This is a genomic window from Mucilaginibacter pineti (genome assembly GCF_900101875.1).
GTDB lineage: Bacteria > Bacteroidota > Bacteroidia > Sphingobacteriales > Sphingobacteriaceae > Mucilaginibacter > Mucilaginibacter pineti.
Genome location: NZ_FNAI01000018.1, coordinates 101199 through 121069, shown reverse-complemented (window position 1 = coordinate 121069; position 19871 = coordinate 101199). Strand labels below are relative to the sequence as shown.

The 19871-nt window shown below is 44.1% G+C and carries 21 protein-coding genes and 3 pseudogenes; 7 read left to right on the top strand and 17 right to left on the bottom strand.

The window, feature by feature from the left end:
* Positions 1-434: 434 nt before the first annotated feature.
* A complete protein-coding gene (locus BLS59_RS27310) occupies positions 435-950 on the bottom strand; it encodes a hypothetical protein (protein ID WP_143014259.1) in 516 nt (171 codons plus the stop codon).
* Positions 951-1841: 891 nt separating this feature from the next.
* On the opposite strand from BLS59_RS27310, the gene BLS59_RS27305 reads away from it, so the two are divergent.
* The 3 genes from BLS59_RS27305 (at position 1842) to BLS59_RS27295 (ending at position 4910) form a co-directional block, all read left to right on the top strand.
* Positions 1842-2753 carry a GlxA family transcriptional regulator gene (locus tag BLS59_RS27305; RefSeq protein WP_091155694.1) on the top strand — a complete coding sequence of 304 codons (912 nt, stop codon included), beginning with the start codon at positions 1842-1844 and terminating at the stop codon, positions 2751-2753.
* A gap of 98 nt (positions 2754-2851) precedes the next feature.
* On the top strand, positions 2852-3628 hold the full coding sequence (locus BLS59_RS27300) for a DJ-1/PfpI family protein (RefSeq protein WP_091155690.1): 777 nt from the start codon (positions 2852-2854) through the stop codon (positions 3626-3628).
* A 97-nt stretch (positions 3629-3725) separates the two neighbouring features.
* The gene (locus BLS59_RS27295) at positions 3726-4910 is read left to right on the top strand and encodes an alpha/beta hydrolase (protein WP_091155687.1); all 1185 of its coding nucleotides are present in this window, start codon (positions 3726-3728) and stop codon (positions 4908-4910) included.
* A 481-nt stretch (positions 4911-5391) separates the two neighbouring features.
* On the opposite strand, the gene BLS59_RS27290 is transcribed toward BLS59_RS27295, so the two are convergent.
* From BLS59_RS27290 to BLS59_RS27270, 5 genes are all read right to left on the bottom strand, one after another.
* Complete coding sequence (locus BLS59_RS27290; protein ID WP_091155683.1) at positions 5392-6822, bottom strand: DUF4932 domain-containing protein; 1431 nt, start codon at positions 6820-6822, stop codon at positions 5392-5394.
* Positions 6823-6883: 61 nt separating this feature from the next.
* The gene (locus tag BLS59_RS27285) at positions 6884-7174 is read right to left on the bottom strand and encodes a hypothetical protein (RefSeq protein WP_091155681.1); all 291 of its coding nucleotides are present in this window, start codon (positions 7172-7174) and stop codon (positions 6884-6886) included.
* 132 nt (positions 7175-7306) lie between these two features.
* Complete coding sequence (locus tag BLS59_RS27280; protein WP_143014258.1) at positions 7307-7591, bottom strand: hypothetical protein; 285 nt, start codon at positions 7589-7591, stop codon at positions 7307-7309.
* 46 nt (positions 7592-7637) lie between these two features.
* Positions 7638-7838, bottom strand: coding sequence for a response regulator (locus BLS59_RS27275; RefSeq protein ID WP_091155675.1), 201 nt, complete (start codon positions 7836-7838; stop codon positions 7638-7640).
* Entirely contained in the window at positions 7838-7987 is a 150-nt protein-coding gene (locus BLS59_RS27270; protein WP_091155672.1) for a response regulator, read from the bottom strand. Before BLS59_RS27270 ends, BLS59_RS27275 begins: the two co-directional genes overlap by 1 nt.
* Before the next feature lie 102 nt (positions 7988-8089).
* Here BLS59_RS27270 and BLS59_RS32580 point away from each other — a divergent pair, with 102 nt between their 5' ends.
* The 3 genes and pseudogenes from BLS59_RS32580 to BLS59_RS27260 all read left to right on the top strand — a co-directional run bounded on the left by BLS59_RS32580 (position 8090) and on the right by BLS59_RS27260 (position 9284).
* On the top strand, positions 8090-8221 hold the full coding sequence (locus BLS59_RS32580) for a hypothetical protein (RefSeq protein WP_262492978.1): 132 nt from the start codon (positions 8090-8092) through the stop codon (positions 8219-8221).
* A 12-nt stretch (positions 8222-8233) separates the two neighbouring features.
* A pseudogene (locus BLS59_RS27265) lies at positions 8234-8875 on the top strand (DUF3050 domain-containing protein); the annotation flags it as partial.
* 79 nt (positions 8876-8954) lie between these two features.
* Positions 8955-9284 carry a hypothetical protein gene (locus BLS59_RS27260; RefSeq protein WP_143014257.1) on the top strand — a complete coding sequence of 110 codons (330 nt, stop codon included), beginning with the start codon at positions 8955-8957 and terminating at the stop codon, positions 9282-9284.
* Here the strand turns inward: BLS59_RS27260 and BLS59_RS32740 are convergent.
* From BLS59_RS32740 to BLS59_RS27230, 6 genes and pseudogenes are all read right to left on the bottom strand, one after another.
* Positions 9197-9379 (bottom strand): hypothetical protein, encoded by a 183-nt coding sequence (locus tag BLS59_RS32740; protein WP_091155781.1) that lies wholly within the window; start codon positions 9377-9379, stop codon positions 9197-9199. The two genes, BLS59_RS27260 and BLS59_RS32740, sit on opposite strands and share 88 nt — an antisense overlap.
* Positions 9380-9591: 212 nt before the next feature.
* Positions 9592-9915: pseudogene (locus BLS59_RS27250) on the bottom strand (alpha-amylase family glycosyl hydrolase); the annotation flags it as partial.
* 179 nt (positions 9916-10094) lie between these two features.
* A complete protein-coding gene (locus BLS59_RS27245; RefSeq protein WP_091155661.1) occupies positions 10095-10298 on the bottom strand; it encodes a hypothetical protein in 204 nt (67 codons plus the stop codon).
* 145 nt (positions 10299-10443) lie between these two features.
* On the bottom strand, positions 10444-11241 hold the full coding sequence (locus BLS59_RS27240) for a mechanosensitive ion channel family protein (RefSeq protein WP_091155657.1): 798 nt from the start codon (positions 11239-11241) through the stop codon (positions 10444-10446).
* Positions 11242-11539: 298 nt separating this feature from the next.
* Complete coding sequence (locus tag BLS59_RS27235; RefSeq protein ID WP_091155653.1) at positions 11540-12223, bottom strand: response regulator transcription factor; 684 nt, start codon at positions 12221-12223, stop codon at positions 11540-11542.
* Positions 12223-13692, bottom strand: a complete 1470-nt coding sequence (locus BLS59_RS27230; protein WP_091155650.1) for a sensor histidine kinase — start codon at positions 13690-13692, stop codon at positions 12223-12225. The genes BLS59_RS27235 and BLS59_RS27230 overlap by 1 nt, the downstream gene beginning before the upstream one ends.
* Positions 13693-13801: 109 nt before the next feature.
* On the opposite strand from BLS59_RS27230, the gene BLS59_RS27225 reads away from it, so the two are divergent.
* Positions 13802-14998: a DUF3738 domain-containing protein gene (locus BLS59_RS27225; protein ID WP_091155647.1), complete on the top strand. Its 1197-nt coding sequence runs from the start codon at positions 13802-13804 to the stop codon at positions 14996-14998.
* 58 nt (positions 14999-15056) lie between these two features.
* On the opposite strand, the gene BLS59_RS27220 is transcribed toward BLS59_RS27225, so the two are convergent.
* From BLS59_RS27220 to BLS59_RS27200, 5 genes and pseudogenes are all read right to left on the bottom strand, one after another.
* Positions 15057-15761 (bottom strand): zeta toxin family protein, encoded by a 705-nt coding sequence (locus BLS59_RS27220; RefSeq protein ID WP_091155643.1) that lies wholly within the window; start codon positions 15759-15761, stop codon positions 15057-15059.
* A complete protein-coding gene (locus BLS59_RS27215) occupies positions 15748-16017 on the bottom strand; it encodes a hypothetical protein (protein WP_143014256.1) in 270 nt (89 codons plus the stop codon). The genes BLS59_RS27220 and BLS59_RS27215 overlap by 14 nt, the downstream gene beginning before the upstream one ends.
* 97 nt (positions 16018-16114) lie before the next feature.
* Positions 16115-18117 (bottom strand): annotated as a pseudogene (gene mobC / locus BLS59_RS27210) (conjugal transfer protein MobC).
* Positions 18118-18148: 31 nt separating this feature from the next.
* Positions 18149-19441 (bottom strand): relaxase/mobilization nuclease domain-containing protein, encoded by a 1293-nt coding sequence (locus tag BLS59_RS27205; protein WP_091155638.1) that lies wholly within the window; start codon positions 19439-19441, stop codon positions 18149-18151.
* Positions 19429-19818, bottom strand: coding sequence for a plasmid mobilization protein (locus tag BLS59_RS27200; protein ID WP_091155633.1), 390 nt, complete (start codon positions 19816-19818; stop codon positions 19429-19431). Before BLS59_RS27200 ends, BLS59_RS27205 begins: the two co-directional genes overlap by 13 nt.
* Positions 19819-19871: the final 53 nt, after the last annotated feature.

Here is a 19871-nt window from a genome sequence, read left to right as displayed (position 1 = left end):
CTGTATTTGGGCCCATGACCATTTTATCAAGATATGCGCTCCAATGCGGGTATTTATTACGCAGCACGCGTAAGTTAACCTAGTCTGTCAGTTCATTGTGATAATCGGCTTTTTTGTTGAGGGGTGCTGGCATTTTTTTAGCGCGCGTACACATCGGCATCAAATATCAAAGGCTTGCTGTTATCGTCAAACGCATAGGTATACCGGCGCCTTTTAATATATCCAGCAGCGATTGGCTATCGCGAACTTTTTCCGGTATCGGGTATTTGATTGATTCAAGCGGGGTTTTTTAAACATTTTGGGTAAGAACCTATTGGCAAATTCGCACATTATATGCAGCGCAATATAGCTTTGCTTGTTGCTCAAAACGGAATAATTCTTACTCATTGTTTCAAACGCGTATCGATTTTAAAATTCCGTTATTGATCAGGATATTAGTTTCGCTGTAGCCTTGTCCATTCTTCCTTTTGGATCTTGCCTGAATTACCGTTTAATGTAACCGTACGAATATAATTTCCATTTTTATCAGGTGTAGTTTTATAAGTTATCACCCACACCCACTCTTCTCCTTGTTTCCAGCTTCTAGTAATATTTGTATTTACATCCTGGATATTAACGCGATTTTCACGGAGGAAGCGCTGCACATCGTCCCAGGTAAATTTATACCTACTGTCATAATCAATTTCATGAGATAAATTGCCAGAAGAGTCAAAAAACTGCCATATGCCCTTCATAAATTCACCTTTAATAAATGTTAATCCCTGTTGTTTTATATTGCCGTTTTTATAAAAATCTTTAGTGCGTTTAAATAACTGGCCCTTAGAAGTTATTTCCTCTACATACCCGTCTGCATAGCTAAATTGTGATACATGGCTATCTTTCAAATCAACTTCGTAGGAATTGCTTTGCTGATGTTTGTTAAATGCTTCGACATCAAATTTCTCTTTCATCTCGGAGTTTTTTGTGTCGGTTAGTGCATCGCGCTTAATGTTTTGTTTTGTTTGCCCGTTACAATCAGTAAGCATAATTGTAAAGCACGGCATTAAAAGGAATTTAAATATTCCAAACGTTTTCTTTTTCATTCCTTTTGACTATTGCTTGTAATATAGGCCATTGAAATCGAAAAGTACCGATAACTGGTATATTATATCGGCGGTTCATCCAAACAGTCCATTATAATATTTGTTTCATATTCTTAAAGGTAAATTTGTTGTTGTTGTCAAATGTGTTTAAAAAGCCCATAGCATGCATTAACTCTCCCATTTAAAAAAAATCAGTCATTCATGACGCCATAAGCCGGTTTTCTCACAATAATACCCAACTGGGGAAGCACTTGGCATTTACAGTAATGAAGCTTACGCAAGTTTTAGAATGAGATAAGATAGAAAATTAAGGGTTTAAAATAGTTAATAACTTTTATATTATTGACTTACTGAATTACAAAATCCTATCACCAAAGCACGGGAATTGCTATTAATTGGTTCCCCAGACTGGACATAATTCGAACCACTTGCTTACGCAGATAAAGACCTTGATCGGAATTGATATCCTTGAGAATTTTTGATTCAAGCTATTTCTAGAAACTCGAGCAGGCTGTTAAGACTTCGCAGGTTAATACTACGCAGACATATGCTCTGGAAGTAGAGGGTAATTTAACTGAGGGCTATCTGTGTTAAGGAAAATTAAACAAGAAATGAGATTCTGTTTCCGCTTAGTTGCAACACTAAAAACGGCCTCTAAATATATTCGGAAGCCGTCACTATAAAACATGGTTGTTCATAAATTCTCCTATAATCGATAAGATATATTTGTTTTACCTCCTATCCTGTTAACTTTGAAAAATGAGCGCTAACCGTGTTATATTTTTCATATTTGATAGTGTTCACCTTTTGGATCTGGCTGGTGCTGTAACCGTTTTTTATGAATCAGGTTGTTGCGGAAAGAAATACGACATACGGTACGTTTCGCCATATATCAATCCGGGAACTTCAACGGGTCTTGGGTTTACAAATGTTGAGCCACTCAGTTCAGTAACAGTTCATAAGGATGACATTGTAATTGTAGCCGGAATGGAAATTAAAAAATGGAACAGGTCAGATGATCACCTTTGGATACCCTGGCTACAGGCCGCTGCCGCAACCGGCGCTACCATATCTTCTATTTGTACGGCAGCCTTTGCGCTTGCTGCTGCCGGACTCTTAAACGGGCACAATTGCACAACACACTGGGCATGGACGACAGCTTTACAAGAAAAATACCCCCTGCTTAAAGTAATAGAGAATAAACTATTTGTGCAAAGTGGCAGGATATTTACCAGTGCAGGAATTGCTACAGGTATCGATCTTGCACTCTATTTTATTGAAGAGCAGCATGGATCGGCTTTTGCCTGCGTTGTAGCAAAGGACATGGTTGTTTATATACGCAGAGATGGGACAGAAGCACAAAATAGCATTTACTTGCAAAGCAGGCAACATATTAACCATCATATACATCAGGTACAAGATCATATTACCAGGCATTTAAGTGATAAACTAACCATAGAAGAATTGGCCGAACTAGTCTTTATTAGTCCGCGCAATCTTACACGATTATTCAAATCTGTCACGGGAAGCACTATCGGGCAATATATTAAATCATTGAGACAGGAAAAGGCAAAGCACCTGCTTAAAACCAAACATAAGGTAGCCTGGGTAGCTAAAGAATGTGGTTTTAGCAGTCCGGCCCAGCTGAGAAAGTTAGTTAAAGAAGCATAAGATTAACGCATGATCATTGTTAAAATGGCCGGATTGTTACTATGGCTGTCCTGATTTTTTAGCTGTATTCAATTAATTTTGAGTTTAATCATACAACTATGAAACAGCTACTACGTCTAATATTTCTTATTCCATGCTTTGCATTTACGCAAGTCAATGCAGCCAAATATGTTTGTCCGCCTTGCAACCATCCATGTGATAGTACTACTTATGACCAACCCGGTGTTTGTGCGCATTGCGGGATGACGTTAGTGGAGAAAAACCAACAAATTGTAAAGGATCAAAAAATTACAGTTTGCTTTTACTTATATGATGGCGTAGAGGTACTTGACTTTGCAGGGCCGATGGAAGTTTTTTCCTATGCAGGGTTTAAAGTCATCACCGTAGCAAAAACTAAAGCTCCTCTTATGTCGCAGGGAATTTTAAAGATCATCCCGGATTACAGCATTAAGGATGCCCCGCAAACAGATATTTTTGCGGTATTCGGTGGGTCAGACGACGTGGCAGCAAATGATCCCGAAGTTATTTCCTGGATAAGATCCAGGGACGGTGCTACTAAAAACTATTTTTCTGTTTGCACCGGGGCGTTTATTCTTGGAAAAGCGGGACTGCTTGATCAGCTTACTGTTACCACTTTTCATAAAAGCATAACCAATCTTCAAAATGCTGTACCGAAAGCTAAAGTACTTCAAAATGTCCGCTATGTTGATAATGGCAGGATAATCACTACGGCAGGAATATCAGCTGGTATAGATGGTGCTTTGCACTTAGTTGCAAAACTCAAAGGTAAAGAAGTGGCGGAAGCCGTTGCAAAACAAATAGAATACGATAAATATATACCTGAACAAGGTATGAATCTATCGCCACAGCATTAAATTTTAGGGCATTTCAACTATTGGTATAAAACTCCGGCTATACGAGTTGGCGGTAGTTGCTCGCTTTCAGCAGTCCCACCAGCCTTGACATTTTACCATGAAAAATACAGTACTTACCATTCTATTTTTATTTATATGTACCACGTTGAGCGCGCAAACAAATGATAGTTTAATCACTATTGGCAAAAGGTACTCCGTCTATTCCAAAATCTTAAACGAGAAGCGTACGTATGCTGTTTATTTGCCGCCTTCTTACAGAACCAACCCAAACAAAAAGTATTTTGTAGCTTATGTTTTAGATGGCGGGAGAAACAAATTTCTGGAAGTGACCGGAATAGCACAGTCAATGAACTCTATACCGGATATAAAAATGCAAATCCCGGAATTAATCATTGTATCTATAGAAAACACAGACCGAACCAGGGACTTTACGCCGACGCATTCGCTGAATTATTTAGATGCAGAAAACATCGCTGCTTTTAACAGTAGCGGCGGAGCTAAAGCATTCACCCAATTCATTGGAAAAGAACTGATGCCCCGGATCAATAGTTCATACAGGACCCAATCTAAAAACCTGATCATTGGACATTCATTGGGTGGCCTGTTCGCGATCAACTGCTTATTGGAATCGCCTGAATTGTTCAATTATTATATCCTTATAGATCCTTCATGGTTCTGGGACCATAACTATGTGGGAAGACGGACCAGAGAAATTTTAAAAACAAAACCGGATCTGAAGGGACGGGTCTTTATAGCATTAGCCAATAACATGCAGGAAGATAACAGGCATTATAAATGGGGACAAGAATTTTATGAGTTGCTGAAAAACAGTACATCTTCCAATGTGGATGTGAAGCTACGGTATTTTGAAGATGAAAAACATCTGACAGTTCCAGTGCCGGCAACTTATTATGGACTTCGTTATATTTTTGATGGTTTTGAACTGGATATAAACGAAGTATGTAAAAATCCAGATTTGATCAATAAACATGACATGGAAATGTCCAAAAAAATGGGCGTAGAAATTAAATCAGATGAAGGCTTTGTAAATACCCTCGGTTATATTGCACTACATGACAGAAATATTCCTGACGTTGCAGTTGCTATTTTTGAAATAAATACAAAAAATTATCCTTCTTCAGTTAATGTTTGGGACAGTTTAGCTGACGCCTATCTCGTGAAAGGACTCAGAGGAAAAGCTAAATCATGTTACGAAAAAATATTATCATTACAACCGGACAATATTGATGCTAAAACAAATCTGCAAAAGTTACATAATTAGTTGAAATCTGCGGTGTATTTCAACGAACAAACGGTATTTTCAAAGGGGTATTGAGTGAGGCATATTAAGTTTATTAATTAATCTTTCATCTGCTCTTGCAAAAATTTGCATTAAAAAGAAATTTTGTACAAGTTGCACTCCTACTTGCTTACTTCCTATATGAAAATTGTATCAGCGTTCATCTTTAGCGCAATGGCATTTCTTATTACGCCTCCGTCTACAATGACGCCCTCAGGACAGTCAACCAGCGTTGCTTACCTGTTAAAAAAATAAGCAACGATAACCTCACCGTGATAAATGATGACCTGTGCAGGAAATTCGATCATAATTAAATGGTTTCAAAAGTTTTTTATCGAAATACTTACACAGGTCTTATCATATCGCGGCTATCGCCGCGGTATGATACCCTTGACTGTTTTCCTGTGTCGCTAATTTTGTGTCGGCAGTGTTGTAGTAAGCAGCCGCTCATTTTACTTTACCGTTATTTTTTTGTCTTAAAATTGATATTAACGTCTTCCAAGGGATACCCGTCAGCAGTCTTGAATGAACGACCGGTGAGATTGAATTCATAGTCAAAATCTGGCTTCAGTACTAACTGTAAGACAACCGCCGTGTTGTTGTCCGTGTAGCCGATCACTTTAACGATTGGAAAGTGCTCTTTACCAGATTCTCCAAAGTTAATAGAGTAGCCTTTACCTGCAAGTGATTTGTCAAAGGTTATCTTTAATTCTGTAATTGAAGGGTCTACGTTTTTGCTGCCATTACTAAATGGTGTAATAGCAACCACATGCGGCTGCTTTGTTTGATAATTTGAAATGATCACGGGTATATCTCTGGCTGTATGCTCGTAAAACTCAACGATCTCCGGCATAAAACTTTCTAATGTAGGATAGCGTTTCCGGTTTATTTCATACTTACCCAAAAGCGCTACCAGCTCTCTTATCCATAAGAAACCGATGGATTGCTGATATTGAATTTCGCGCTCGGCAGCAACGCTGTCCTTACCATGGTCCATGAGATAGCGTACCACTGACGCTCGAACCAAGGATTCGCTAAACATCGCTTCCCATTCGCCGTAAGCCAGCTTTTGCATCCGGCTATGTAAGACAGTGAAGATTTTGCTACCGGAATTTTGCAGCAAAAAGCGATTTTTATGTGTAAGATTGTTGACAAAGGAATGGTTAAATTCGTGAACCAGTGTGGGTAAATGGGAAGCTTCTTCAAATACCGGCAGGCCTTTATCGTCAAACTGCCAAACACCCATAATCGCATAAATCGTTTCAGAGCCATTTGGGAATACAACCTTCGGGCCGTAATTGTTACTACCCAATCCTACACCGATGATGATCTTAAAAGAGCCTTTTGGCGCAAGGCCGTAATACTTCGGAAACCACTGGGCATCCAACTTATTGAATACCGATGCAAACCGCTCAACTACTGACTTGTAGGTCTCCTGATGCATATCAAAAAAATGCTTAAAATTGGTGGCTTTATAAAAGTCGCGTAATAGCGCAGCAAATTTGAGTGCGTTTGCAGGTGTGCCGTACCTTTTATCAGGAATGGAATCATTAAAGGCGATCACGGGCTTAAGCGCCGGCAGCGGTGTTAGGTGAACGGCCATCGTTACTACGGCGTCATAACCAATTCCATTAGCTTCCCGTAATTGCTGCATGTACTTAACTAAGGGATGATTTTTATACTTGTCGAAATATTGGTGAATGTCGCGGACATAGGATTTATCGTAATCATTACTATACTCCTCAAAATCAGCCAATCTGGCTGCAATGCAAATTAATTCAACGCGTTTGTCAACTACCGGTGCACCTAAACCGGTAACAGGTTTTTGTGTTTGGCTTTTAACAGGACTATAGATAAAAAGAGAAGCAAAAAGTAAAAGATAGAAGAATTTCATAGATAGTAAGATCAGTGTCCGTTTAAGACGCTGCAAAATTATCAAATGTTACAGAACCGACTCATAATAATGCATCCGGAGTAATGGTGGTGACGGTGGGTATACCGCTTAAATCAGGAGCTGGCATTGCAGCTTTACCGGGGAAAAAGCACGACGGTATAACCGGAGTCTCAATCAGCAGGAGCTTCAGCAACAGTTCCCGGGCCAATTGGGGCGTGATCATCGTAGCATAAGGGCGTGATGAACAAATGGCGTTTAGCAGTTGTTCCACATCATGCTCGATAGCCCGGGACTCCGGGATGGCCACCACGGCATCATTTTCCTGAGGGCAAAACGGCACGATAGAATTCATCAGCGGCCAAAGGCAATGCGTTAAATAAAGGGGATCGACGATTATCCGGCTAGCCAGTTCAGGTTAAAATACTCGATCTCGTTCATAGTTCGCAAATATAAAGTTCTCCCCGTCGTAGGTAATGAAGTTTAACTAGGCAGCATTAGTACGGCTGATGCCGCAGGCGATCAGGATATAGTCCGTTTTCAGCTGGTGCAACAGGACATCGTATTTTTCGAGCGATTCGCTGGCGGGGCCCGCATATTGTTCCAGCAATAAACGCATATCGTGATAGGCCTCCAGCTGAAAAGTCATGAGTTCATCGATTAATGCAAGATCGGGCTGGGGGGAACGCAGCATACCGGAGATCATGGGTAGGGTCATTTCCAATGTACGGTACAGATAAATTATCCGGGTATAAAGCGCTGCTCTTTCCATGTATTTTAACATTACATGACAATAACCCAGCGCATATATTTAATCATTAAGGGGCGTATTTACGGACCCGGTCGATCAGCTCATTCACATCAAAAGGTTTGCTGATATAATCATCGACACCGCAACGCTTCTCGTGCGCGGTATGCAAGCCATAGGTGGCGGAAACGATAATGACCGGAATCTGCCGGGTATCAGGCGCATTTTTCAATATTTTGCAAATATCGCGTCCGTCACTGTCGCCCAGCATCACATCCGCAGGATCAGATCAGGGCGGCAGGATTGTATCCTGTCCAGGACCTCGCGTACGTTATCCAGGCCGCAAACGGCAAATCCTTCCATATCAAGGATCAGACTGTTGAACTCCCGGATATCCGGATCATCATCCCCAACCAGCACTTTTTTGAATAAGTAACCATTTTAAATCATATGCGAATAAACTACTGTCAAATTTTAATGACTATCAAGCAAAAATAATACCATAGTATTTATTTTTACACCATGATTAATACGGAGTCACCAGATGAACTGACACAATTACAATCCGACATCGAAGCGTTACGCAGGGATCTGACCGGGCACACGGTTTACGCCCGGCTGCAAACACTGGAGGACCTGCAGCAATTCATGTAATACCATGTCTATGCGGTCTGGGATTTTATGTCGCTGCTGAAATCCCTGCAAACGCGGCTAACCTCGGTGACCCTGCCCTGGCTGCCAGTGGGCGATGCCAAGACCCGGTACCCGATCAATGAGATCGTGCTGGATGAAGAAAGCGATATAGACGAGCAGGGTAATTATACCAGCCATTTCGAGCTTTACCTTCGGGCGATGCAGCAGGCCGGCAGTAATACGACCGCGATCACTCAACTGATCGGTTTCCTGGAACAAGGCTTCGATCTGCAGACGGCCATCGTCAAGGCGAAAGTGCCGGAAGGCGCGGCCCGCTTTATGCGGCATACCTTCAAATGCTGTCAGCAAGAAACCTACGTCAGGCCGCCGTTTTTTACTTTCGGCCGGGAAGACCTGATCCCGGCTATGTTCCTGAGCCTGGTTGGCCGCCTGGCAGAAGCGCATCCGGGCAAAGCTGACCTGCTGCGTTATTACCTGCACCGGCATATCGAGGTGGACGGTAACCACCATTCCCACCTGGCTTATGAAATGACTGCCCGGATATGCGGTAACGACCCGCTACGCTGGTCGCAGGCGACAGCAGCGGTCAAAGATGCGTTAAAAGCCAGAATCAGTTTATGGGATGCGGTCACAGCGGACATAACCGTTAAATAATGGTTTGACAACTGGGGGCTAACGGGGGAATGCTTTGATCCATGGTTCGGCCAATTCGTAATTCGTAAAATATTGCGTAGTGACAGTCCCGCCGCCGCTAACGGCAAAAGACGACATCCCGCATCTCCTTTCAACCGTTATAAATAATTCTTTCGCTTCACGTAAATCAATGGGTGGCGCCGCCATTTACTTTAATAGATTCAGCAGTGGCCACGGCTGCTTCCTGTCCGTCGGCATAGTAACGATCACTTCGGCTTCGGCGCGCCTATGCGCTACTGCGGCACCGATGCCCGGGGAGGCGCCGATTACCAGGATGACTTTTCATTTAATGTTTTCATGGCGGGGTAGGATCATTGCGGCGCAGGCCGGGATGGTTATCATTAAGCAATTCCCATCTGTTTCGGAGTAGCTATCAGAACGCAGCAGGTCCTGATAGCCTCCGGCGGTAACGTTTTCCAGCCGGATAGTTGCCGCATAAGCGTCTAAATTGAGTACGATGAGCAGCGTTTCGTCTGCGGTAGACCGGCAGAATGCGAGTTGCCCGGACTGGCGTACAACTCACGGTAGGTTCCACAGCGCAGGGCAGCACAAGCTTTCCGGATAGTAATCAGCTGCCGGATATGCTGGTATAAGGCATTGTCAGAGACATCCGGAATACAAGGTACAATGGGTCTCAGGGCGGTATCCTCATGCGCGCCTTTGCCCCCTTCGACGCCCTATTCGCTGCCATAATAAATGGCGGGTATCCCGGGCCTGGTCAGCAGGAGCGTATAGACCAGGAATAAATGAGCGGGCTGGCGCAGCAGGCTGGCCAGGCGCGTCGTGTCATGATTGTCCGCAAATGTATAGAGCAGCAGCTGCCGGTAAACGCCTTCCGCTCCCGATTGCCGCTGCAGCGTATGGGCGATCTCCAAATAGTTATGGTCGTTATAACTGGAACAAAGCGCATTATACGCTTCATAATTGGTCGTGGAATCGAGCATAAATGGACTGACCCAGCAGTTATAATCGCCTTCGATCACTTCGCCCATCAGCCAGAGGTCCGGCTTGCGCTGCCGACGCCCTGGCTATACAGTTCCGCCACCAGTTGCTGTAATTGTTGCGTTTTTTCTTCCCCGAGGATCGTACGGATCTGCGCCTGGTAACGTTGGGCGGTGAACGTGCAGAATTTGTGTCTGCGTTACCGTCCTCGCTGAGTTCACGCAGTGAAGCATGGGCCTCAGATTTGAGCCGCTACATCTGGGCCGGTCGTCAACCCGATCTTTGATTTGAGGGAAGCGGTAAAACCCGGCTCATAGAATAAGGCGTCCAGCACCGGCAGCGTAAGCGCGGCCTGGTCGGCCGCAGGCTGCGTCGTTGCATTGGCGATAGTATCCGCCTTGAGGATAATCGTGTTTCCTTTGCGTTTGCTGGTGTGTGCCATTACAACCGGCCAGCAAAACGAGCGTGATCGCCGTGAACGATAGCTGCTGGCAGGTGGTCTTTATTTTCCTAAATAATGAGCAGGACATATTCATGTTTGCTCAACATTCGGACCGGATATTTGTTTAATTCGGGTATAGGTCATTTTACATCCCCGGGAGTTTAAGGCCGGCGTCTTTGATGTCCTGCAAGATCGTTTCCTGCAAGGCTAGCTTAGTATCCTGAAAGCCGTGTGCATTCACCCACACGCTGCTGCTGATCACATAACCATCTGACTGGATTTCGCCAATGCCGATCCTTCTATCGGGACTCTTCAGAATATTTTCAGATTTATCGATGGCAGCGCTGATCACGCCTTTCGCCTGTTTGATATCAATACCATTGGGGAACTTGAGGTTAATATCCAGGCGCCTGCTTCCTTCCCGGCTGATATTGATAATGACTTCATTGGAAAGTTTGCTATTCGGTACGATAACTACGCGATTATCAAAAGTGGTAACGATGGTATAAAAGATTTCAATGGAAGTGACCGTACCCTGCTCTCCCTGTGTAATGATATTATCACCTACAACAAAAGGTTTCAGGAGCAGGATCAAAATACCACTGGCGAAATTTTGTAAGGTACCGGAAAGCGCCAGCCCTGCTGCAACACCGAAGGAAGCGACCACGGCAGTAAAGAGCGTTAGCTGGATACCCATGATCTGCATCACGCCAATAATCAGCAATACCCGCAGGGCAACACCGATCAAGCTTTTTAAAAAGGGGGTTACGGAAGGATCGACATCCTTATTGTCCATTTTTTTATGCGAGCGATTCTGGACCCATCGGATAAGCCTGAACCCTGCAATGAGTACCAGCATACCCATTAAAAAACGGGGGCCATAACTGATCACCCACTCGTAGGCATGATCATAAAGCTTATCAACATTAACTGTTTTTTTCATAACCTGATTTTAACAAAAAAAGTTATTATAAAGTTTGGCTGCTTTAATCTGTAAAACAGTAGCAGTTATCTATACCGAAAATCAGGCAATCTATCCCGAAAAATAAAGCCATGGCTAATTATTCACTTGGGTTTAAAAGCGGAGTTGCATATACATATCAAAGGTCTGTCACTCCATTACCGCAAAGCTGCTTTTCGTTGGGATAATGCGTATAAAGAGAAAAGGGCAATTGCTTATTGATGAAATCAGGTATTTTATTCCCCTATAAAGGCATATTAATACATTTTCATAGCAAATATCAACAAATGAGTTTATAGCCAACGCCTCTGATGTTCAAGATTTCAACCTGAGCATCCCGACTTAAATGCTTGCGTAATTTCGTAATAAACACATCCATGGTTCGCGTATTATAAAAACTATCATCGCCCCATAATGTCATTAAAGCGCTTTTTCTTTCTAATAAAGAATTCCTGTTGTTGTACAGCAATAATAATAACGACGCCTCCCGGTGAGATAATTTAATTCCCAGAAGTTCTATTTGTAATAGCTGCTGATGAGGCAAAAACGTATAATTCCCAATCATTAATTTATTTTGATCGGCGTTATTCATGACCGTTGTCCGCTTCAATAGTTCGTTAACCCTTAAAAATAGTTCTTCCAGGCTAAAAGGCTTTTTGAGATAATCATTACCACCACTGTTATAACCTTCAATCACGTCCTCAGTTGCAGTTTTAGCTGTCAAAAATAATACGGGTACCTGATCATCATAAACACGGATCTGTTTTACTAATGTAAACCCGTCCGTATGAGGTAGCATCACATCCACAATACAAAGCGCAAAAGCACCATTCTGAAATAAATTATAGCCTTTGGCCCCGTCTTCCGCATAGGTCACCTGAAAATTCCTTTGCTCCAGGCTGTCTTTGATTACTTTTGCCAGGAACGGTTCATCTTCCACTAAAAGTATATGCACTTTTTCCATTAGCCTAAAGGTAGTTTAATCGTAAATATGCTACCCGCGGGGTTATTTGCAGCAACAGCTATTGTCCCCCGGTGTTGTTCGACCACCTGTTTAACATAACTCAGACCCAACCCGTAACCTTTTACGTCATGTTTGTTCCCTTTGGGCACCCGAAAAAACTTATCAAATACCTTACCCCTGTATTCTTCCGGGATACCTATGCCATTGTCTTTAAACATGACCTCCACGTATTTAGGCTTAACAGATAAAACAATATGCAGTAAGGCCCTTCCTTGCGCATATTTCATCGCGTTATCCATAATATTGATAAATGTATTGAGTAAGCTGCTACTGTCGCCCTTAACAAACACATTGTCGGCATACGGTTGATATTGAATGTGGATATGATTGCTTTTGCTTTGCGGTTCCAGATCGTGTATGGCTTTTTCAATTAACTCATTCAGATCGATAGTGGCATTATTTTCACGGATATGCTGATCTACTTTGCCTGTATTTAATATTTCTGCGGTTAGCGCTGTCAATTTCTCTGTTTGGTAACCGATAATGTCCAGATATTCCAATTGAGTATTGCGGGAATGGTCAAATAGTTTTAAAGCGTCAGTGGTCAGCTTTATAGAAGCTAACGGCGTATTGAGCTCATGTGTCATGTTATTGATAAAATCGTCTTTCAGCAAGGCTAATTTATGTTGGGATAATAATGTTTTGACGGTATAAGCGAAGCAAAACAACGTAATGGCGATCAGTAATAACGAAGTGATGATCAGCCATTTCATCTCTTTAAGGTAATAAGCATCGGGGCTTTGAAACCCGGCATCTACCATTTCTTTTTCATAAGGTCTGCGTAAAGCGGTATTCACTTGTTTGGTTAAGTGCAGTTTTTGGTTGCCCTCATTTTTAGGATTTAACAGAAAACTGGTTTTAATATCTTTTGCCCGCAGTTCTTCTTTATACAGCTTAGCCAACACCGCTATATTCAGTTTGCTTTTCTCATACACAGTGAGTAAACTGTCGCCCAACCGTTGGGTATAATTATAAACGATCCCTTTTTTTAAATCTTCTTTGAGAATATTATCGCCGAAGTGATCAATAAATAACCTTTTAGCTGCGGGAGTTATCTTGTTTAATTGTATTTTAAATTTGGTAATACCTAAATTAACCCCTTTTTCATCCCTGTCAAAGGGATGGGTATCCCGCATGTGAAAAACAGTACGTCCATGCCTGTTATTCGTATCACAGGTGATCTGCACAAAAGCAGTATCAGTCAGCCAGACTTTAAACTTTGCAATTATTTTTTGATGCCTTTGATCTATCTCTTTATCAACTGCTGTATTTAAGGCCTCGTTTATATCGTGGTTAAAAGCCTTCACGGTACTTTTGTAGTTCTGATAATTCCAATAAAGCTGTAAACCAGTGATCCCCGCCACACATACAGTCATAAGGATAAGTATCAAGGCGATGCGCTTTTTCATTCAATAAAAGTACTATCGCATGATCAATTAATATAGCAATTAACACTAATTAACTTTGGTTAACCTGCGTTAACTATCCAGCCTTGCATTTCTGCCGTCATTTGTAGAAATGAATTACATGAAAAAGATAGCACTATCATTACTCCTTTTGATCAGTTGCGCCTACGCGCAGGTTAAAAACCATGAAGTTGTTCCCGACATTAATTTTACAACTGTTTTAAATGCCCCTGTTAAGGCAACTACGCTAAGCCAATTAAAAGGTAAAATAATCTTAATTGAATTTTGGGCTACCTGGTGTGGTGCCTGCCTTGAGGCGATGCCACATTTAAAGCAGCTACAACAAAAATATCCTGATCGATTACAGGTGATTACGGTAACAGAAGAAACGGCAAAGCGCACGGGACAATATTTGGCTTCGAGGCCATCCAATTTGTGGTTTGCCGTCGATACGGGCGGCTCCATAGCTAAAATTTTTCCTCATCAGTTGATAACGCATTCCGTGCTGATCTCGTCCGAAGGGAAGTTGATCGCCAATACCAATCCTGAGTCCATTACTGATCTTTTAATAGATAGTATCGTAAATAAGAAAGAGATACATGTCAGCGAGAAAAAGGACTTTCAGATCTCCTCTGAAGATGAGCTGATTAATACCGTTTTCCCGGCAACTGAAACGCTTAAAAAAAGGTTTGATATGCAGCCGGAGATCAAAGGCGCACGGGGATTAAGTACGGCTTATCTCACAGATAGTACCTGGCATGGCAAGCGAATTACAGCCATTAATTGTAATATCGTTGCACTTTATCGCGTTGCTTATGGAAACTTCCCTTACAGAAGGGTCATTGACAGCAGCCATACTCAAGAAAACTCCCCAAGATATTGCCTGGACATTATTGTTGAAAATAAAACGGAGCTATTACCAACCATGCAAAATGAACTTTTAAAACGATTTGACGTGCAGGCCAGAATTGAAAACCAACTTAAAGATGTATATGTTTTAAAAGTAACTGATCCCGTGAAATTCAAAGGTATCCCGGTTAATAGGTCAGGTATAAGAACATACATGGGTCGCCACGGCGAAATTGATCAGCAAGGATTAACAATGACAGATTTCGCCAATTATTTGGAGAATAACGGCACCGGGCGTTTGCTTGTTGTTGACGAAACGCATGTTGATAAGAAATTTGACATTAAGTTTTCTTTCCAGCCGGAAAACCCGCAAAGTTTGACAGATATTTTAACGGCTATGGGGTTGCGCCTTAATAAGGAAAAACGAAAAGTGCAAATGCTGACGCTTCATAAAGAATAAAGACAATTCAAAGCATCTTTTTAAAAAATTAGACTTATTATATAAACAATCATCAACGCTATAATTTTGGACGCCGTTCAGACTTCAAACTTTTTTCCTGCTTTAACTTTAATTGCTGCGCTTCCAGGAACGGAGCCAGCTTCGCAGCAATGACGGGCAAGCCGGTTCTGATCCATTGCTTTTTCAACGCCTGCTCTTTAGCTAAGAGTACCTGGCTGTCTTCGATTTTAACTAGCAAGGCCGGGGCGGTCATGCCATCATACAGCTCGATGATCCTGAACGTATCCTGGTAATCATTAATATGCTGCAGGTTCATTTCATAGACACCTTTGATCGTCCGCGCGTCAACGTAGTGGCCACCCTCGCGGACGCGCTGCTCCACCCGGAATTTGCAGGCCCGGATATTGTCGAGGCACAGGTAATTAAGCTGCACCTGGTAGCCGTTCCGTTCAAACCGGTCGATGTATTTCCAGTAGTCGGGATGCGATAAAGGCGTTTCCAATACAAAATGATCTTTCGCGGTAATGGCTTTGTCCATTGCTGCTTCCAGGCTGGCTTCCATCAGGCGAGTGGCCCTGACCGTCAGTTCATCCGGCGATAGGGCCTCCGCTTGCAACTCCTGTTCAAATGTCATCCTTGTTTTATCACGGTCAAACGAGGTGATGCCCTCAAAGGCTTCGGGCAGCAGAGAGGCAATGAAGGTAGACTTCCCCGCGCCGTTCGGGCCTGAAATAACCAGTAAGGTAGCTTTAGAATAGTCCATTTTTTAACCTGAATTTCACGGCCTCTGCCTGGGTCAGCTTTCTCACCAGTTTCGACCTCAGTTCGGCACCATTCTCGGTAATTTCCTGTATCTCAATATGGCCGTCCGGAAATTCCCGGTAAGCCTGGCCTTCCGGCAGGTCTTCAGATAGGATCAGGAACGGCAGGCCGCCAGCCAAATTCTTTTGTCTTAAAGCTTTGGTCACTTCCGAAACTCTTTTATCCTGTAATGTAATTGCTGTTTTTAAAGCTTTCATATCCGTTCCTTTTTTACTGCCGTGCAGTGAATTTATTAAAGCATAAATATACGAAAAATAGCCCGTCCCGGCAAAATTCAGGGGCAAATAACGGCCCTCAACTGTTACCCGCCGCGCCCTTGCGGATGATCAGGTGCGTCAGCGCCGGGTCGCTTAACAACCGTTCCATTTCCGACAGGATGATCTGCTGCACGTCCTGTTTGATCTGCAAGTAATTCCGTTGCACGATGGCGTTATCCAGCTTGCGAACCATCGGTATGGGCTGATATGCGGCTATCTCCTTTTTCAAGGCTTCATGATCATTAATAATCTCGCTGTGGAACGCTTTTAATTCGATCTTGCAATCGGGGTTATCCGCCACCATCCCCACAAACTCGCCCGAACTGAGCGCTGAAATTTTGGAAGGCGGCACGGCGGCCTCCAGCTGTTTCGAGCGGCTGATCGAAGTATCCGAACGGTTTATAGAAAGACTTTCCCTGTCCTGCATGATCTTACCGATCTTTTCGGAAACAGACTTGGCCGTATCGCCGGACACCTGGCCGACCGCCATGTTACCAACGATGTTCATGATCACGTCCGCCTGTTCCCGGCCATAATCCTTGCGCAACTGGCTGGCATCCTGAATGCCTAAACAGGTCGAAATTAAATTACTACGCCCGGTACTTATCGTCGGTATGATGTCCGTTGTCAGGGTTGGAAATTCGTCGAATACAAGGCTGCACTTCAGCTTATCCTTCTGGTTGATGATCTTCAGCAGACGATTGGTGAACAGCGACAGCACGGCACCATAGATCTGTATCTTCTGCGGGTTGTTGCCCATGCAAACGATCTTCGGCTCCTTTGGGTTATTGATGTCCAGCGTAAAATCGTTACCTGACAGTACATAATACAATTGCGGCGACGAGATGCGCGCCATCGTGATCTTGGCCGAAGCGATCTGACCTTCCAACTGTTCTACCGCGTCGCGCTGGTAAGCGCTCACAAAAGGATTGATCAGCACGTCGATTTCCTTTTGGGTGCGCAGGATGGTGAACAGGTCGTCATACTCCACCTGCATCAGCTCGATCACATGCGGCAGCGTACAAAATTCCCCGCCCTGATATTTCCGTAGGTACCAGATGATGGCCGTTAAAAAGTTAATCGGGCTTTCCACGAAAAAATCACCCTGGCGCTTGATCCATTCGCGGTTCAGTCCCAATAAAATGGTACGCGCCGATTCAACCGCGTCGGTAATATCGAGCATGGCAGAAGGATCAAGCGGGTTACAGCGATGGCTGTGCGAAAGATCGTCGAAATTGATCGAATAGAATTTCGGAACGACCTTGTACTTATCCTTGTTGTGCAGCCAGGTATTGTAGGCAATGACCGACAGATCGGGCATTTTAAAGTCATAGACGAACATCGCAAAGCCTTTCCGGATGTGCTGCGTAATAACATGCCGGATGATGAAATAACTTTTGCCCTACCCGTCGATCCGGGCGAACCCAATACGAGTAGCGCCCGGAACATATTAATATAATTGATGTACGAATTGCGTATTTTTCCTTTGAGCTTGTAACGGGCGGGCAGGTTGACCGAATACTCATTTTCGATCAGCCTTTCTTCCTGCGGGAAGGTTTCATTCTCGCTATTGAAAATATCATCCTTCAGGCGGTCCCTGATAATGCGTGACAACATCGTGCCGCCGCTTAGGAACAGCAAATAGCCCAAACCCGTTACGCCCATATAGAGCAGCGCTACCACGCTCATTGACCCCGTTACCTGCAATAAAAAATAGCTGATGAAGAAAAAAAACGAGCCGGTCAGCAGGTAAATAAAAGCCGTCTTAAAATTCTGCTTTTCGTCCTTTTTACCTTTCACGCCGATCAGCGCGATGACCAGAAATCCCAAAGCGATCAGCTTGGATTTATGGAAGTTGCTGAACAACCCTGTCGCGATGATATTGCCCAATATCCTGTCCGATAGCGGGGCCACCAAATGCCATCCGGCAAAGGCCCCGTAACACTCCTTGTAAAAATGTATAGCCAGTACCGCTATACTCATCAGCCTGGTCATATCCAGGATCTTGCGCATGGCCTGATCGTTTTCCCCTGTCTGCATCTTATCCTCCTCACTTAAAAATTACCCACACTCATTGCGGCGGCAATTGCTGCCGCTTCCTTTTTTTTCTTTTTCGTTTCAACTGCCAGTCCATCTGTTCGCCCTGGTATTCCGGCTGTAATAAGGCTTCGGCCAGCGCGCCCAAATTTGGCATCTGCTCACCCAGCACGAAGGCATCCGTCCCCGGTTTCCGTTCGGTATGTCCCTGCCTGGCCGCCCCGCCGGATATTTTTTCGCCCGCCGCCAGTTTTGTTTTTTGTTCACCCGCTCCGGCGTTGGTACACCGTTCCAAAATGGCTTTGGCACTGTAAGCCTTACCCAACGCGCTGCCATTAAATACACAAGCTTTTTCGTGATCTACAAAAGTAATCCCGTAAATCACCCCGTTCTCATTTTTTCGGATCACCGTATCAATTCCCTGTTCCTTTAAGGCAGCGATCAACCTGGTCAGATGCAGCTTACCAGGCAGCAAAGCCAGGTCAATCGCATTCTTTACCCTGACTTTATGCGGCTGTTTGGCGGCATCGTTCGCGGAAAACTTCGCTTCTAAGAATTTTAAACCGGGCTTGTTATATAAATCACTGGCCTTAATCGGAACGCCTACCTTGTTACCCTCTTCGTCCAGCACCCGGTAGACTAAGCCCCGGTGCTGAAAAATGCGGGAATTTTCGCCGCCCCGGTCGGCTACGATATTATACAATTGCAGCACCGCATTCAATTCCGGCAGGGACGCAAACTTATAGCGTGGCAATACGCTTTCCAGCACATTTGCAATGGCCCGCCTGGTTTCCGTGCGGCCATAAGCCACCTTTTGCGCGCTGACCGGTTTGAGCCGGTAAGCCTGCTTTTTCTGGCTATCTTCGGCCTTTACCAAATCATATTTTAATTCCAATTCCTTCCGCACTTTTTCTGATTGGTTGCGCCCGATGTTCTGCGTTTCGACGCGCCGCCCATCGGCCCGGACTTTTACGGAAACGAGATGAATGTGCGGGTGCCCGGCATCGAAATGCTGGTACATTAAATAGGGTAAATCGTCAAAACCGATCCCTTTCATATAGACGTCTGCGATCTCGCGCAAACGGTCTTCGGAAAGGTTTTCCGAGGGGTCAAAATTGAGCGAAATATGAACGCTGTTTCGTGTCACATTTTCGTTTAAAGCCGCCTGGTTTTGCAGCCGCGCCAGCTTCTGATCGAAGGACAAACGCGCATGATCTATCGGGTAATTCCCGGCACCGATACAGACCGCCGCGCCCTCTTTCACTTTGTTCTCATTGTAGTTTAACAAGCGCAAAACCGAATGCCCCGTTTTGATCACTGCAACCATAACGCCGCCATCTTTTCCACTGACAAAACGACTTCATCCATCTTGCCGAACAGCACACTTTTATCCCGCTCGAAAGCGGTGAGCCAGGCCTGCATTTGCGGCAGGTGATCCAGCGTATGGAGGCGGTGTACCGCCTGGTTAAAGTTCACGCCGATAGCGTTCAATTCCTTACGTAAAAGCATCAGTTCGGCCATCGCCTCATCCATCGACCGGTTACGGTAGCTGCTCACCATTGGCCTGCCAAACAGGAGGCGGCGCACATAGTCACTGAGCTTGCGGCAGTTACTTTTCTTCCACTTTTTTTCCACCTCACCGTACTCGGACGCGGTTAACCGGAGGCCGATAATACGGCTCCTATTCTCATTTTCCTGTTCCATCACACATCCCTTTCCCTTCTAAATCTTCCCGAAAACAGCTTTTTCTCACCCGC

Excerpts from the sequence above, each read along its gene's own strand:
- BLS59_RS27310 (WP_143014259.1), bottom strand. The coding sequence starts at position 950 with ATGAAAGAGAAATTTGATGTCGAAGCATTTAACAAACATCAGCAAAGC.
- BLS59_RS27305 (WP_091155694.1), top strand. The coding sequence starts at position 1,842 with ATGAGCGCTAACCGTGTTATATTTTTCATATTTGATAGTGTTCACCTT.
- BLS59_RS27300 (WP_091155690.1), top strand. The coding sequence starts at position 2,852 with ATGAAACAGCTACTACGTCTAATATTTCTTATTCCATGCTTTGCATTT.
- BLS59_RS27295 (WP_091155687.1), top strand. The coding sequence starts at position 3,726 with ATGAAAAATACAGTACTTACCATTCTATTTTTATTTATATGTACCACG.
- BLS59_RS27290 (WP_091155683.1), bottom strand. The coding sequence starts at position 6,822 with ATGAAATTCTTCTATCTTTTACTTTTTGCTTCTCTTTTTATCTATAGT.
- BLS59_RS27285 (WP_091155681.1), bottom strand. The coding sequence starts at position 7,174 with ATGAATTCTATCGTGCCGTTTTGCCCTCAGGAAAATGATGCCGTGGTG.
- BLS59_RS27280 (WP_143014258.1), bottom strand. The coding sequence starts at position 7,591 with ATGGAAAGAGCAGCGCTTTATACCCGGATAATTTATCTGTACCGTACA.
- BLS59_RS27275 (WP_091155675.1), bottom strand. The coding sequence starts at position 7,838 with ATGCTGGGCGACAGTGACGGACGCGATATTTGCAAAATATTGAAAAAT.
- BLS59_RS32580 (WP_262492978.1), top strand. The coding sequence starts at position 8,090 with ATGATTAATACGGAGTCACCAGATGAACTGACACAATTACAATCCGAC.
- BLS59_RS27245 (WP_091155661.1), bottom strand. The coding sequence starts at position 10,298 with ATGGCACACACCAGCAAACGCAAAGGAAACACGATTATCCTCAAGGCG.
- BLS59_RS27240 (WP_091155657.1), bottom strand. The coding sequence starts at position 11,241 with ATGAAAAAAACAGTTAATGTTGATAAGCTTTATGATCATGCCTACGAG.
- BLS59_RS27235 (WP_091155653.1), bottom strand. The coding sequence starts at position 12,223 with ATGGAAAAAGTGCATATACTTTTAGTGGAAGATGAACCGTTCCTGGCA.
- BLS59_RS27230 (WP_091155650.1), bottom strand. The coding sequence starts at position 13,692 with ATGAAAAAGCGCATCGCCTTGATACTTATCCTTATGACTGTATGTGTG.
- BLS59_RS27225 (WP_091155647.1), top strand. The coding sequence starts at position 13,802 with ATGAATTACATGAAAAAGATAGCACTATCATTACTCCTTTTGATCAGT.
- BLS59_RS27220 (WP_091155643.1), bottom strand. The coding sequence starts at position 15,761 with ATGGACTATTCTAAAGCTACCTTACTGGTTATTTCAGGCCCGAACGGC.
- BLS59_RS27215 (WP_143014256.1), bottom strand. The coding sequence starts at position 16,017 with ATGAAAGCTTTAAAAACAGCAATTACATTACAGGATAAAAGAGTTTCG.
- BLS59_RS27205 (WP_091155638.1), bottom strand. The coding sequence starts at position 19,441 with ATGGTTGCAGTGATCAAAACGGGGCATTCGGTTTTGCGCTTGTTAAAC.
- BLS59_RS27200 (WP_091155633.1), bottom strand. The coding sequence starts at position 19,818 with ATGGAACAGGAAAATGAGAATAGGAGCCGTATTATCGGCCTCCGGTTA.